This window comes from Marinovum sedimenti, assembly GCF_054052205.1.
On the sequence record NZ_CM133223.1, the window covers coordinates 1,555,173 to 1,568,172 of the forward strand.

General features: G+C 63.1%; 13 protein-coding genes. 6 read left to right on the top strand and 7 right to left on the bottom strand.

Translation table 11 applies throughout. From position 1 onward, the window contains the following. Positions 1-154: 154 nt before the first annotated feature. Positions 155-379 carry a YdcH family protein gene (locus ACW9UO_RS07445; protein ID WP_457088332.1) on the bottom strand — a complete coding sequence of 75 codons (225 nt, stop codon included), beginning with the start codon at positions 377-379 and terminating at the stop codon, positions 155-157. A gap of 157 nt (positions 380-536) precedes the next feature. Between ACW9UO_RS07445 and ACW9UO_RS07450 the strand changes: the two genes are divergently transcribed. Beyond that, the gene (locus ACW9UO_RS07450) at positions 537-950 is read left to right on the top strand and encodes an Hsp20 family protein (protein ID WP_457088333.1); all 414 of its coding nucleotides are present in this window, start codon (positions 537-539) and stop codon (positions 948-950) included. Between the two features lie 4 nt (positions 951-954). Beyond that, positions 955-1,182 (top strand): DUF1150 family protein, encoded by a 228-nt coding sequence (locus tag ACW9UO_RS07455; protein ID WP_457088334.1) that lies wholly within the window; start codon positions 955-957, stop codon positions 1,180-1,182. 118 nt (positions 1,183-1,300) lie between these two features. Here ACW9UO_RS07455 and ACW9UO_RS07460 read toward each other — a convergent pair whose 3' ends face one another. Then, positions 1,301-3,376, bottom strand: coding sequence for a bifunctional sulfate adenylyltransferase/adenylylsulfate kinase (locus tag ACW9UO_RS07460; protein ID WP_457088335.1), 2,076 nt, complete (start codon positions 3,374-3,376; stop codon positions 1,301-1,303). 201 nt (positions 3,377-3,577) lie between these two features. Continuing rightward, positions 3,578-4,567, bottom strand: a complete 990-nt coding sequence (gene trxB / locus ACW9UO_RS07465; protein ID WP_457088336.1) for a thioredoxin-disulfide reductase — start codon at positions 4,565-4,567, stop codon at positions 3,578-3,580. Between the two features lie 224 nt (positions 4,568-4,791). Between trxB and ACW9UO_RS07470 the strand changes: the two genes are divergently transcribed. Beyond that, complete coding sequence (locus ACW9UO_RS07470) at positions 4,792-5,292, top strand: Lrp/AsnC family transcriptional regulator (RefSeq protein ID WP_457088337.1); 501 nt, start codon at positions 4,792-4,794, stop codon at positions 5,290-5,292. Between the two features lie 246 nt (positions 5,293-5,538). Here ACW9UO_RS07470 and ACW9UO_RS07475 read toward each other — a convergent pair whose 3' ends face one another. Continuing rightward, on the bottom strand, positions 5,539-7,149 hold the full coding sequence (locus ACW9UO_RS07475) for a hypothetical protein (RefSeq protein WP_457088338.1): 1,611 nt from the start codon (positions 7,147-7,149) through the stop codon (positions 5,539-5,541). Between the two features lie 168 nt (positions 7,150-7,317). Between ACW9UO_RS07475 and ACW9UO_RS07480 the strand changes: the two genes are divergently transcribed. Continuing rightward, positions 7,318-7,527 carry a hypothetical protein gene (locus ACW9UO_RS07480; protein WP_457088339.1) on the top strand — a complete coding sequence of 70 codons (210 nt, stop codon included), beginning with the start codon at positions 7,318-7,320 and terminating at the stop codon, positions 7,525-7,527. Between the two features lie 310 nt (positions 7,528-7,837). Continuing rightward, positions 7,838-9,745: an AsmA family protein gene (locus tag ACW9UO_RS07485; RefSeq protein WP_457088340.1), complete on the top strand. Its 1,908-nt coding sequence runs from the start codon at positions 7,838-7,840 to the stop codon at positions 9,743-9,745. Positions 9,746-9,861: 116 nt separating this feature from the next. Here ACW9UO_RS07485 and ACW9UO_RS07490 read toward each other — a convergent pair whose 3' ends face one another. Continuing rightward, positions 9,862-10,440 (bottom strand): GcrA family cell cycle regulator, encoded by a 579-nt coding sequence (locus tag ACW9UO_RS07490; protein WP_457088341.1) that lies wholly within the window; start codon positions 10,438-10,440, stop codon positions 9,862-9,864. Positions 10,441-10,562: 122 nt separating this feature from the next. On the opposite strand from ACW9UO_RS07490, the gene ACW9UO_RS07495 reads away from it, so the two are divergent. Next, positions 10,563-11,384: an ABC transporter permease gene (locus tag ACW9UO_RS07495; protein WP_457088342.1), complete on the top strand. Its 822-nt coding sequence runs from the start codon at positions 10,563-10,565 to the stop codon at positions 11,382-11,384. A 141-nt stretch (positions 11,385-11,525) separates the two neighbouring features. On the opposite strand, the gene ACW9UO_RS07500 is transcribed toward ACW9UO_RS07495, so the two are convergent. Beyond that, positions 11,526-12,437 (bottom strand): DMT family transporter, encoded by a 912-nt coding sequence (locus ACW9UO_RS07500; RefSeq protein WP_457088343.1) that lies wholly within the window; start codon positions 12,435-12,437, stop codon positions 11,526-11,528. Between the two features lie 51 nt (positions 12,438-12,488). After that, the gene (locus tag ACW9UO_RS07505; RefSeq protein WP_457088344.1) at positions 12,489-12,968 is read right to left on the bottom strand and encodes a GNAT family N-acetyltransferase; all 480 of its coding nucleotides are present in this window, start codon (positions 12,966-12,968) and stop codon (positions 12,489-12,491) included. Positions 12,969-13,000 lie beyond the last annotated feature (32 nt).

The window sequence follows — 13,000 nt, forward strand, 5'->3', positions numbered from 1 at the left end:
TAGCCAAGTGCGTCCCGAGGGCAATGCCACAGACCCTCGCCCGAATACCGTCAGGTGTCCGGCCTCCTCTCTGCGCCACGCCGATCTGTCAACAGATCGGTACTGATCCATCAATGGATCAGGCACGCGCTCAACAACCCGTCGCGTCCTATACTCAGGCGATGATATCCGGCAGCAGCCTGTCTTCGATCTGCGCGATACGGTCCTTCAGCGACAGCTTCTTCTTCTTAAGCCGCTGGATCGTCAGCGCATCCGCCCGTCCCTCCCCCTGAAGCGCATCAATCGCCTCATCCAGATCGCGGTGTTCGCGTTTGAAAACCTCGAGTTCGACACGCAAAACCTCTTCGGTCTTCATCGCGAGTTCGGTTTGCATGTTCATTCGGCCAGACTCCGTCAGGGGCAGACCCTCAAGATAAGCGGTCACACTGGTTTTGGCAAAGGTCTTGCACCTCTTTGGTTGCCACACCATATTTATTGCGATCCGGTTGCCGCTGTTGGGACCGGGCAAGAGATGTCGCTTTGCCAAAGGACGTGTCATGACAAAACTGACCCTGGGCTCATACCCCCATATGCTGGGGTTTGAGCAGCTGGAACGCTTGCTCGAACGCACGGCGAAAACCGGTAACGAAGGCTATCCGCCTTTCAACATCGAACAAACCTCCGACCAATCCTATCGCATCACGCTGGCTGTGGCCGGGTTTGGCGAAGGCGACCTGTCGATCACCGTCGAAGACCGCCAACTGGTGATCCGCGGCCGCCAGCGCGACGACAACGGCGAACGGGTGTTTCTGCACCGTGGCATCGCCGCCCGCCAGTTCCAGCGCAGCTTCGTGCTCGCCGATGGTGTGGAAGTCGGCGAAGCGGTGATGGAGAACGGGCTTTTGCACGTCGACCTCACGCTGCAGCGGCCCAACACGGTGGTGCAAACCATCAATATCAGAAAAGGGTAACGTCATGAACACGCACTATGATTTCGGCAACGCCATGCCGCTCAATATTGTCTATGTCAAACCTGTGGCGGTGGCTGATCTGCCGCAAGAGGTCCGCGATCAGGCCGGAGACGCCGAGATCCTGTACTCGGTTCACCGCGAAGACGGCGAGCAGCTCGCCCTGGTGGCCAACCGCAGACTGGCCTTTGCCCTCGCCCGCGAACATGACATGGCCCCAGTCGCCGTCCACTGAAGCGCCGCGACGCAGTCAGGCGACACAATCAGAGGCTTGGGCCAGCATCTGCAAGCTCACACATGAAAAAGCCGGGCCCAAAGCCCGGCTTTCTCTATTTTCGGCAAGGCTGCGGCGATTAACCGGCAATCAGCCCCATGCTTTCGAGCTTCAGGATCACCTGATGCGCGCAGTTGTCGACATCGACATTCTCGGTTTCGACGCTCAGCTCGGGGTTGGCAGGCACATCGTAGGGGTCGGAAATCCCGGTGAATTCCTTGATCTTGCCTTCGCGCGCCAGCTTGTACAGCCCTTTGCGGTCACGCTTTTCGCATTCCTCGATCGAGGTGGCGACGTGCACCTCGATAAAGGCCCCAAAGGATTCGACATCTTCACGCACCGCGCGGCGGGTGGTGGCATAAGGCGCAATCGGCGCACAGATGGCGATGCCGCCGTTCTTGGTGATCTCAGAGGCAACATAGCCGATGCGGCGAATGTTGAGGTCGCGGTGCTCTTTCGAGAAGCCAAGCTCGCTCGACAGGTTTTTCCGCACGATGTCGCCATCAAGCAGAGTCACCGGACGGCCACCCATTTCCATCAGCTTGACCATAAGCGCGTTGGCGATGGTCGATTTGCCCGAGCCGGAGAAACCGGTGAAGAACACGGTAAAGCCCTGCTGGGCGCGCGGCGGCTTGGTCTTGCGCAGCTCCTTGACCACCTCAGGGAAAGAGAACCACTCGGGGATTTCCAGACCTTCTTGCAGACGACGGCGCAGTTCGGTGCCCGAGATGTTGAGGATGGTGATGTCATCCTTGTCTTCGATCTCGTCGATGGCTTCGTATTGCGCGCGTTCCTGCACCCAAACCATGTGTTTGAAATCAACCATTTCGACGCCGATGTCGGCCTGATGCTCGCGGAACAGGTCCTGCGCGTCATAGGGGCCATAGAAATCCTCGCCCTGGCTGTTTTTGCCGGGGCCGGCGTGGTCGCGGCCAACGATGAAGTGGGTGCAGCCGTGGTTGGCGCGGATCAGACCGTGCCACACCGCTTCGCGCGGGCCAGCCATACGCATCGCAAGGTTCAACAGCGACATCGAGGTGGTCGCCGCCGGATATTTGTCCAGCACGGCTTCATAGCAGCGCACGCGGGTAAAGTGATCAACGTCGCCGGGTTTGGTCATGCCGACAACCGGGTGGATCAGCAGGTTGGCCTGGGCTTCTTTCGCGGCGCGGAAGGTCAGTTCCTGGTGCGCGCGGTGCAGCGGGTTACGTGTTTGGAACGCAACAACCTTGCGCCAGCCCAGCTTGCGGAACAGGGCACGCAATTCGTTGGGCGTGTCGCGACGGGCGCGGAAATCATAGTGCACGGGCTGTTGGATGCCGGTGACAGGACCACCGAGATAGATTTTGCCCGCCGTGTTGTGCAGATAGTTCACCGCCGGGTGGGCGCTGTCATCGGCACCAAACACCTTTTCAGCTTCGCGCGCTTTGTTGGGCTCCCAACGGTCGGTCACGGTCATGGTGGCGAGGATCACGCCTTCCTGATCGCGCAGGGCGATGTCCTGACCGATTTCCAACTTTTCAGCGAACTTTTCGGACACGTCGAGCGTGATCGGGATCGGCCACAGCGCGCCATCGGCGGTGCGCATGTTTTCGACAACGCCGTTGTAATCTTCTTCGGTCAAAAAGCCCTTGAGCGGGTTGAAGCCACCGTTCATCAGCAGTTCCAGATCGCAGATCTGGCGCGGGGTAAGGTCGTGGCTCACCAAATCGGCGGCTTCGACTTTCAGCTTCTGGGCGCTTTCGTAGGAAACATAAAGTTCCGGGATCGGTGCCAGGTTATTCTGCATTAATTCAGTCCTGTGTTTGATAGGGACAAGGCGACTTGAGGTGCCCGTCAGTTCGGCGTGGAGCGCTTCGTATTCCGCGAATTTTCCGGCCAGAAAATGGTCGGTCAGCCGGTTCTTCTCGGCTGCCCCGCGGGACGTCAGCACATAAGCGAACCTTTGGCGCCGATCAGGGCCCGAGCGTTCGCTGATTTTAATGAACCCGGCCGCAGCCGCAGTTTTGAGCCGGGTGTTCAGGGTGCCAAGCGACACGCCCACCGCCTCGGCGATCGACCGCTGCGATGCATCCGGCGCCAGATCCAACTGACGCAAGAGACGGAAGGTCTGGCCCTCCTCATCGGTGATCGGTTTTGCCTTGGCGGGTGCCATAATAAGCGACTCAAAGTATGTTCAACGCTGAACACATGCCACGACATCTGCCCTCAGGGAACCCCCTTTTTGCCGCGGCGCAGCTTTTTGGGCGAATTGCCGCTTTGACGTCAGCGCAAGCCTTTACCCCTGCCCCAAACGAAAAACCGGCACGCGCGCGGCATGCCGGTTTCGTGGGTGGCAGGATGTGAGGCGCTGGCCTCAGGCGTTTTGCGGCTCGACCGCCGCCGCCGGGTCCGGCTCGCCCGCTTCTTCATGCTCGGCGAGGAATTTCTCGGCATCAAGCGCCGCCATACAGCCCATGCCGGCGCTGGTCACCGCTTGGCGATAGACATGATCGGTCAGATCGCCCGCGGCAAAAACACCGGGGATCGAGGTGCGGGTGCTGCCCGCCTCAACCTTGACATAGCCGCCGTTGTGAAGCTCGAGCACGTCCTTAACCAGCTCGGTTGCCGGGGCGTGGCCGATGGCGACAAACACGCCTTTGCAGGGGATTTCGGTGATCTCGCCGGTTTTCACATTCTTGACGCGCACGCCTTCGACGCCCTTGGGCATATCGGTGCCAAACACCTCTTCCAACTGGTGGAACCACAGCGTTTCGATCTTGGGGTGCTTCATCAGACGGTTTTGCAGGATCTTCTCGGCCCGCAATTCGTCGCGGCGGTGGATCAAGGTCACTTTCGACGCGAAGTTGGTCAGGAACAGCGCCTCTTCCACGGCGGTGTTGCCGCCACCGATCACTACGATTTCCTGTCCGCGATAGAAAAAGCCATCACAGGTGGCGCAGGCCGACACGCCAAAGCCTTTGAACGCCTCTTCCGACGGCAGGCCCAGCCATTTGGCGCGTGCGCCGGTGGCAAGGATCACCGCGTCGGCGGTATAGGTGGTGCCGCTGTCGCCCTTGGCGGTGAAAGGACGCGACGATGTATCGAGCGAGGTGATGATGTCGCCGATGATCTCGGTGCCCATCGCCGTTGCATGCGCTTCCATCCGCACCATCAGATCGGGGCCTTGTACCTCGGTATCGCCGGGCCAGTTTTCGACCTCGGTGGTGGTGGTCAGCTGGCCGCCCGGCTCGATCCCCTGCACAAGGATCGGCGACAGCATGGCGCGGCTGGCATAGACGCCAGCGGTATAGCCCGCAGGGCCGGAACCGATGATCAGAACTTTGGTGTGGCGTGTCTCGGCCATGGGGTGCCCTCCGGCTTGCGTATCAGTGTCAGAGGCCGCATATAGCGATCCCGCGCCCGAACGAAAAGGCCACGCAACCCCGTCATGCTAGGGTGCGAGCGGTTAAATTTTTACCAAGGCACCAGCAAATCGTTGCACGCAAATAGAATATTGCGTAATTGCGAAATATTATTGCGCAGTTAGCGCAAGGTGCTATAACAAACGCAAATCTGGCGGAGGACTACATGCCGGGCACTCGACTTGACCCCATTGATCGAAAAATCCTGGCAGAGCTTCAGGCGGATGGTCGCATGACCAACGTTGAGCTTGCGCGCCGCGTCGGGATTTCGGCCCCGCCCTGCCTGCGCCGGGTGCGCACGCTTGAAGAGCAGGGCTATATTCGCGGCTACCACGCCGAGATTGACGCCCGCGAATTGGGTTTCGAGGTGCAGGTGTTTGCCATGGTCGGGCTGGTCAGCCAGGCCGAAAGCGACCTGTCGGCCTTTGAAGACCGCTGCCGCGCTTGGCCTTTGGTGCGTGAGTGCCACATGCTGAATGGCGAGGTCGATTTCATCCTCAAATGCGTGGCCCCCGATTTGTCGAGCTTTCAGAGCTTTCTGACCGGCGATCTGCTGACCGCGCCCAATGTGGCCTCGGTCAAGACTTCGCTGGTGATCCGCGGTGCCAAGGATGAACCGGGCGTGCCGTTTGACGTGCTTGAAAACCGGCTGAGCAAGAACGCCTGACGCGGCTGCGGTTGGGGTGCGTCCCTCCGCACAACGCGCCGGGCCAGCGGCTGGCTTCGGGATGCCGCCGCGACGTGCATGTCAGGCACTTTATCCCAGCAAAATTCGAAATCCTTCGACCGTTGCGTTCAGATCAGCCAAAGCGGCAGCCCGGGGGGCGGGCCGCCGCTGGCCCGGCGGCTTCGCCTTTGTTCCGGGCCGGTCTCAGTCGAAATGTAGGTCAGCAAACGGCCACCCTCTTCGCGATCAAACCTCATCCCACAGCACCCGCAGCGCCTCGGAATAGTCCGGGTCATGCTCCCATTTCGGCATCAGGTTGCGCGCCATATCCAGCGTGATGTCGGGATAAGCCGCGCGCCATTTGCGCGCCGCCGCGAGCGCTTCTTCCTTTTGCCCGGCCAGCCAGTGGGTGCCAAACAGCATCCGATAGGCCCATGTCACGCCAGTGCCTTCGCGCAGCCCCTGCTCACACAGCGCCACCGATTCGTCGAACCGCCGCAGCGCCCGCAACGCAGCAGAGCGCCCGAACAAGCCGTTAAAGTGGAACGGATCCAGCGGGCTAAGCTGGTCATAGCGGTCAAAGGCGGCCATGCCGGTGTCGAACTCCCCGACATAAACCGCCGTCCACCCCAGCCGCAGCCAGCCCCAGGCGTTGTTGGGATCAAGCAGCAAGGCCCGGTCGACCAAGGTGCGCGCGCGCGGAAAATCATTGAGCGCGAGGGCGCACGTGGCGGAAATCGCAACCAAAGCGCCCGGATTGTCCTGCACCATCGGTGCCGCGCGCGCCACCAGATCGGCCGCAGCGGCCCGGTCTGGCGCGCCGTCGGTTGTCCACGTGTAGCAACACTGATGCGCGTGGCACCACGCCTTATAGGCCATCGCCGGGGCGTAATCAGGCTGATGTGCGAGCGCCTGATCCAACAGGGTGATCGCCCGGCGGTTTTCCTCGGCCCGGTGCGCCCAGAAGTGCGGCAGCGCGGTCAGCACCAGCTCATAGGCGGTGCGGTCCTGCGGCGGGCGGGCGCGGGCGCGGGCAATTTCGGCGGCGCGCAGATTGGGCAGGATTTGCCCCGCCACCTGCGCCGCGATCCGGTCGAGCAGATCAAACAGATCATCAAGCCGGTCGTCAAACCGCTCGGACCACAGCGTATGGCCATCGCCGCCGCCCACAAGCTGCACCGAGATCCGCACCCGCTCGCCCGCGCGCCGCACCGACCCTTCGATCACGTAATCCGCGCCCAGCCGGGTGGCCGCAGCGGGCACCGAAATGTCCTGACCGCGCAGGGCAAAGGCCGATTGGCGGGCGATCACGTGGAACTCTTGGCAGCGGCTGAGCGCGCTGGTGATCTCGTCGACCACACCATCGGCAAACATGTCGGCCTCGGGCGCGCCGAACTCCTCAAACGGCAGAACCGCCAAGGTGGGCCGCTCGCCCCGGGGCGCGCTAGAGGCAGGCGCAGGGGCAGCATCGTCGCGGGCGGCGCGCGCATCGCGCAGCCACCCCTCAAACCCGTCCGACGCCAGATCGAACCCTTCGAGAAACACCCCTGCCCCGGCATCGATCACCGCAACCGAATCCGCCCGCAGCCAGACCGCTTGGCGATCCGCCGCCAACACTTCTTCGGGCAAAACCCGGCGCAGCACCGACAATTCCTGCCGCAATGAGGCGCGCGATTGATCTTCGGAGCGGTCGCTCCAGAGCAGCTCTGTCAGAAACCCCCGCTCCGCCCGCATCCCCGGCTGGTTGGCCAGACAGGCCAAAAGCGCCTGCGCCCGGCGCGACAGCCCCTCGACCGGGCGATCCTTCCGGTCTGTCACCCGCAGCGGGCCACGCAAATGCAGCGTCAGTTCGGGCATAAGCGGCGATTTCCCTTGTGGTGGTGCGGTTTTTACGGGGGCGCGGGTGGATTTTACGCAAGTTTTGCACGCCCGTCACAGCTTTGCACCCGTGATTTTGCGCTGGCTTTGCGCGGGGTGAGCAAAGTGGGGACATCGGATTTCACCCCCATCGCAAGGATCACCGTCATGCAAAACGTCCACACCCCCCGCCGCACCCTCACCCACCGCCCTGCGACCGCCCAAGCCGGTTGGGGCCGTTTGGTCAAACGCGCCCTGGACTGGATTGCCGCCGCCGATCACGCCTATCGCCAACGCCAGCATATGCAGCGGCTGAGTGATGCGCAGATCAAAGATGCAGGCGTCACCCGCGCGGCGATGAACAACGGCGGGCGCTGAGCCCTGCCTTGCCGCTGGGCGTGAACTGCCCGCGTGAGCTGCCTGCGTGACTGGCCCGCTTGACTGGCCCGCTTGACTGGCCCGGACCCTGTTCCGGGTTTGTCTTGCGGGCCGGTTCTTTTGCGGCGCTTGTCTTTTGGGCCGGTTTTTCGGCTGTCCGGTCTGGATTACCTATCACAATGCGCGCGTCACCCGGCCCTAGCTGCGGTTCTGCTTGACCTTGCGGCGAATGGGGCCACTGTTCGGCAGCAACAATGACAGAATGAGACGGGGCGCACCCGTCCGGCATGTAGAGCAGGGAGTTTACACGATGAAATGGATCATTCGCCTGATTGGATTGGCGTTGCTGGTGGTGGGTGTCGCGGTGGGATCACTGCTGTTTTTGCCCAGTGACCGGCTCGCGCGGATCGCTTCGGATCAACTGTCGGCGCAGCTTGGGCGCAGGGTGACAATTGCGGGCGATGTCTCGATGACGTTTTACCCGGTTCTGGGCGTGAGCACCGGGCCGGTGACCATCGCCAATGCCGATTGGGCCGAGGAAACGCCGATGTTTCAGGCGCGCGCCGCGACGATTGCGCTGGAAACCCTGCCGCTTTTGCAACGCGATATTCGGGTAAAGGGGCTCTATGCCGAGCGGCCGCAGATCCTGTTGCAACGCCAGGCCGATGGCCGGGCCAATTGGCAGTTCGGGGCGGCGGCGGCCACGTCGGGCGGTAGCACCGGGGTCAAACGGGTCAGCATCGAAGACCTGACGATCAAGGGCGGGTCGATCCGAATTGATGACGCGGGCGGCACGCCGCTTGATCTGCGCAACGTCGACATTGCCCTGCGTTGGCCCGATCCTGCGGGGGCCGCCGATCTGGAGCTTGTGCTGCGGCCTGCGGGGCAGGACGTGACGGTGACGGCAGAGCTGACCTCGCCGCTCAATTTCATGGCCGGTGGCGCGCATCCGATCTCGGCCCGGATCAGCACCCAGGGTGGTCAGGCCACGTTTGACGGCAAGGTCAGTTTGGTGCCCGAAGCCCAAGGCAAGCTGAGCGCGGATCTCTCGTCGACCTCCGGCTTTCTGGCGGCGCTTGGCCTTGGCGCGGTGGACCTGCCGCAGGGGCTTGGCCGTGCCATTGGCGCGCGCACCGATCTGACCTTCGACGCCGATCAGCGGTTGTCGCTGCGCAGCCTGACCGCGACGCTGGATCAGAACCGGCTGACCGGTGATCTTGATGTGTTTCTTGCGGGCAAACCCCGGGTGAATGGCAAGCTTTCTGCCGGTGATCTCGACCTGTCAGCCCTGAGCGACAGCGGTAAATCGGGCGGCGCCAAAAGCGCATCCAAGGGCTGGTCCACCGCGCCCATCGACGCTTCGGCGCTGGGGATGTTGGATGGCGAGGTGTTGATTGACGCCACCGCGGTCGATCTTGGCACGATGTCCTTTGGCAAGGCCCGCGTTCTGGCCACCCTCGAAAACGCCCGCGCGGTGTTTTCGATTCGCGAACTTGCGGGCTATGACGGCAGCTTTACCGGCCAATTTGTGATCAACAATCGCAATGGCCTGTCCGTCGGCGGCGATCTGACCGGGCGCGATATCGCGGCGCAGGCCCTGCTGCTGGACCTGACCGGGACAGACCGGCTCTCGGGCAAGGCCGATGCCGAGATCAAGTTTCTGGCCTCGGGCGGCTCGCTTGACGCGCTGGTCAGCTCGCTAGAGGGCACCGGCGCGATGAAATTCGGGCGGGGCGTGATCTCGGGCATCGATCTGGATCAGCTGATGCGCAGCGGCAATGGCAGTGGCGGCACCACGATCTTTGACAGCCTCGGGGCCAGTTGGGATATCGCGTCGGGGCGGTTGGAAAGCGACGATCTGGCGCTGATCCTTGCAGCGTTGAATGCCGAGGGCAACGGCTGGGTGAACCTGTATGAGCAGACCATCGACTATGTCTTTACCCCGCGCATTCTGGCGGCGCGTGAGGGCCGCGGGCTTGCCATTCCGGTGCGGATTCGCGGGCCTTGGTCGCGTCCACAGATTTCAGCCGATCTGGCGAAGGCGGTCGAGATGAACTTTGCCAACGAGAAAAAGCAGGTGGAGGCCGAGGTGCGCACGCGCGTGGCCCAGGAACTGGGGCTTGAGGCTGTGGAGGGCCAGAGCCTTGAAGGGGCGGTGAAGCAGAAGGTGGAAACCGAGCTTCTGAGAGGCCTTGGCAATTTGCTCGGCGGCAACTGAGACACGGGTGCGGCCCCAAGAGGCCGCAGACTTACCCCAAGCTATAATCGACGAAAGGCCGGGCGACATGCCCGGCCTTTTGCAATTTGGTGCGACTCTGACGCAGCGCGCGGTGATTACCGGCGGCGGTCCCGGCGCGACGACATCGGCTGGAACGCCACGCCGACATGCGCTTCGCAATAGGGTTTGCCCTGTTTCACGGGCAGGCCGCAGAACCAGAAGTCATCCGTCGCCGGATCGCCCACGGGCCATTTGCAGGTGCGTTCGGTCAGCTCCATCAAGGTCAGCCGCTTGGCTTTCTTCTCGATCTCGCTGACACGGGCCAGCGCCTCGGGGCTGATCTCGTTGGCCGAGGGCTGCGGCGGCAGCGGCTGGCCTGCGGGAATGATCTGGCGGCGCGCCGGCGTCGACGGCCGGGGGGCGGCGGGTTCTTCGACGGCCACAGCCGGTTCCGGCTTGGGCTTGGGTTCAGGTTTGGGCGCGGGCTTGGCCTTGGCTTCTACCTTGGGGGCTTTGGCGGGCTCAGGCTTGGCTGCGGGGCCGGCACCGGCACGGTTGGACAGGCCAAGGCGGTGCACCTTGCCGATCACCGCGTTGCGTGTCACCCCGCCCAGCTCTTTTGCGATCTGGCTCGCGGATTGCCCCTCGCCCCACATCTTCTTGAGCAATTCGACGCGTTCATCGGTCCAGGCCATGGATCATCCTTACGAGAAAAAGCGGCCTCGACAGCGGGCCGCCTTTGTTATTTCGGTTTGGGCTCTATTCTAATCACTGGCGTCTGAGTTACAAGGCCGCGAATCGCGGTTGGGAGAGAGCCATGCACGACACGCCCACGACATACGCAGCCCCCGAGATGGGCGCACGCCGCTTTGGCCGGATCAACTGGCTTGGGCTGGGCACTTTGTGCCAGCGCGAGATCCAGCGATTCCTGGCGGTCTGGACCCAGACTCTGCTGGCACCACTGGTGACGGCGGGGTTGTTTCTGCTGATCTTTTCCATTGCCATCGGGCCACAGCGGGGCGACGTGATGGGCGTGCCGTTTACGCATTTCATTGCGCCGGGCATCCTGATGATGACGGTGCTGCAGAACGCGTTTGCCAATACCTCGTCCTCTATCGTGATTTCCAAGGTGCAGGGCAATATCGTTGACACCCTGATGCCGCCGTTGTCGCCGCTGGAGCTGGTGTTGGGGTATTTCGCTGGCGGTGTGGTGCGCGGGCTGGTGGTGGCGGTGGTGATTTCCGCCGCGCTGTGGCTGGTGCTGGGGATCGGGCTGGCGCATCCCTTGATTGCGCTGTGCTTTGCGGTGTTGGGGGCGGCGTTCCTGTCGGGACTTGGCATCCTTGCGGGGATCTACGCGCAGAAGTTTGATCAAATGGCGGCGATCACCAACTTCATCGTCACGCCGCTGGCGTTTCTGTCGGGCACCTTCTACTCGGTCGAGGCCCTGCCGCCGGTGCTGCACGAGATCACCCGGTTCAACCCGATGTTCTACCTGATCGACGGGGTGCGCTATGGCGTGATCGGCGTCTCCGACAGCTCACCAGTTTTGGGTCTGGCAGTGTCGGTCGCATCAGTCATCACCGTGGGCTTGGTGGCCCTGCAGATGTTCCGCAAAGGCACCCGCCTCAAGGCGTGACGCGCCCGATCTGTCAACAGATCGGTTCCGATCCATTAATGGATCGGGTCGCCTCCAATCCCATGGCGCCGCATCACGGCGCTGGCCTCTCGGCCCTCCCGATCTGTTAACAGATCGGCACCGATCCATTGATGGATCGGGTCACTTCACGCCCGGTTGCGGTGCGGTGGCCCGGCCCGTCGCGCGGCCCTCACGCCATGCCAAGAGAACGCCGCCCGCGATGATCACCGCCGCCCCCAGCACCGAGGTCGGCACCGGCGTCACGTGGAACACCGTGAAATCGATCGCCGCCGCGCAGATCAGCGTGCCATAGCTGAACGGCACGATAAAACTCGCCTCGGCCCGCGCCACGGCATTGAGAAAACAGCTCTGCGCCAGCGCCATCGACAGCCCGACACCGGCCATGCCCAGCCACTGCGGCCCGGTAGGCAGGGCCCAAACCGGAAGCACCACGAGTGTCGCGATGGTCAACCCGATGAGATTGTTGACAAACAGCACCTGCAACGGCCCCTCGCGCCCGGTCAACCGCTTGATAAAGATCACCTCAAGCCCCAGCATCAGCGCCGCCCCCAACGCCAAAAGCGCGCCGGGGTGGACCGCGCCAGACCCCGGGCGCAACAGGATCAACGCCCCGGCAAAGGCCAATGCGGCGGCGGCCCAGCGCCACGGCCCCACCCGCTCGCCCAAAAGCGGGATCGCGAGCAGCATCGCAATCACCGGATTGAGGAATGAAATCGCCGTGGCATCGGCCAACGGAATCGCAGCAACCGCGGCAAACATCAGCGTCACACCGCCCCAACCGCAAGAGGTACGGGCGACATGCAACCGCCAGTGCACCCGCGTGAACTTAGGACGTACCACCGCGACAATCAGGCCAAAGAACAAGCCCGCAAACAGGAACCGCCCGAAGGTGATCTGAAGCGGATGCAGTCCATCGCCAAGCACGCCCGTGCCCAGCGCCTTGGCAAAGGCGGTGGACGAGGCGATGAAGACAGTGGCGCAGAGCATGAGTGCGATGGCCAGCGGCGGGTTGGCATTTTTGGCGGTATACATGGGGCCGACTTGCTCCGATTGCCCAGCCTTTGGCAAGGGCGGATTGTCGGCTCAGCCAAAGGCCGGCGGATAGGTCAGCGTGTCGCTTGGCACATCCGATCCGGGGCGCAGGATCGACGTCTGCTCCACCGGGTACGGCGAGGTCAGCGAAGCCGCCCGAGGTTGGGAAAATCCGCAGGCGGTGTAGAATGCCGGATCGCCCAGCACCACCACCGTTTGCTGCGCTGCTCCGGCCCAGCCCACCAGCATCCGCACCATGCGCCGCCCATAGCCCTTGCCTTGCCACGCGGGGTCCACCGCCACCGGCGCGAGGCACAGCCAGCCCTTGGGCGCGACCATCGACGACAGCGCGAAATAGCCCACCGGCCCCTCCGGCCCCGGCAGCACGCTTTCCCCCGCAATCGCCCCCGCTTTGCGCAGTTTGGCCACCAGCCGCACCTCGTCTTCGCCACCAAAGGCCGCGCGCAACAGGGCGTCGACGGCGGGCTCTTCGCCGCGTTTCATCGCGCGCAGGAAACCGGGGTTTTGCATGGGGCCTCTTTTCGGATTGCGGGGCATCGGGG

Excerpts from the sequence above, each read along its gene's own strand:
- ACW9UO_RS07445 (WP_457088332.1), bottom strand. The coding sequence starts at position 379 with ATGAACATGCAAACCGAACTCGCGATGAAGACCGAAGAGGTTTTGCGT.
- ACW9UO_RS07460 (WP_457088335.1), bottom strand. The coding sequence starts at position 3,376 with ATGGCACCCGCCAAGGCAAAACCGATCACCGATGAGGAGGGCCAGACC.
- ACW9UO_RS07495 (WP_457088342.1), top strand. The coding sequence starts at position 10,563 with ATGCACGACACGCCCACGACATACGCAGCCCCCGAGATGGGCGCACGC.
- ACW9UO_RS07475 (WP_457088338.1), bottom strand. The coding sequence starts at position 7,149 with ATGCCCGAACTGACGCTGCATTTGCGTGGCCCGCTGCGGGTGACAGAC.
- ACW9UO_RS07480 (WP_457088339.1), top strand. The coding sequence starts at position 7,318 with ATGCAAAACGTCCACACCCCCCGCCGCACCCTCACCCACCGCCCTGCG.
- ACW9UO_RS07450 (WP_457088333.1), top strand. The coding sequence starts at position 537 with ATGACAAAACTGACCCTGGGCTCATACCCCCATATGCTGGGGTTTGAG.
- ACW9UO_RS07485 (WP_457088340.1), top strand. The coding sequence starts at position 7,838 with ATGAAATGGATCATTCGCCTGATTGGATTGGCGTTGCTGGTGGTGGGT.
- ACW9UO_RS07500 (WP_457088343.1), bottom strand. The coding sequence starts at position 12,437 with ATGTATACCGCCAAAAATGCCAACCCGCCGCTGGCCATCGCACTCATG.
- ACW9UO_RS07470 (WP_457088337.1), top strand. The coding sequence starts at position 4,792 with ATGCCGGGCACTCGACTTGACCCCATTGATCGAAAAATCCTGGCAGAG.
- ACW9UO_RS07490 (WP_457088341.1), bottom strand. The coding sequence starts at position 10,440 with ATGGCCTGGACCGATGAACGCGTCGAATTGCTCAAGAAGATGTGGGGC.
- trxB (WP_457088336.1), bottom strand. The coding sequence starts at position 4,567 with ATGGCCGAGACACGCCACACCAAAGTTCTGATCATCGGTTCCGGCCCT.
- ACW9UO_RS07455 (WP_457088334.1), top strand. The coding sequence starts at position 955 with ATGAACACGCACTATGATTTCGGCAACGCCATGCCGCTCAATATTGTC.
- ACW9UO_RS07505 (WP_457088344.1), bottom strand. The coding sequence starts at position 12,968 with ATGCAAAACCCCGGTTTCCTGCGCGCGATGAAACGCGGCGAAGAGCCC.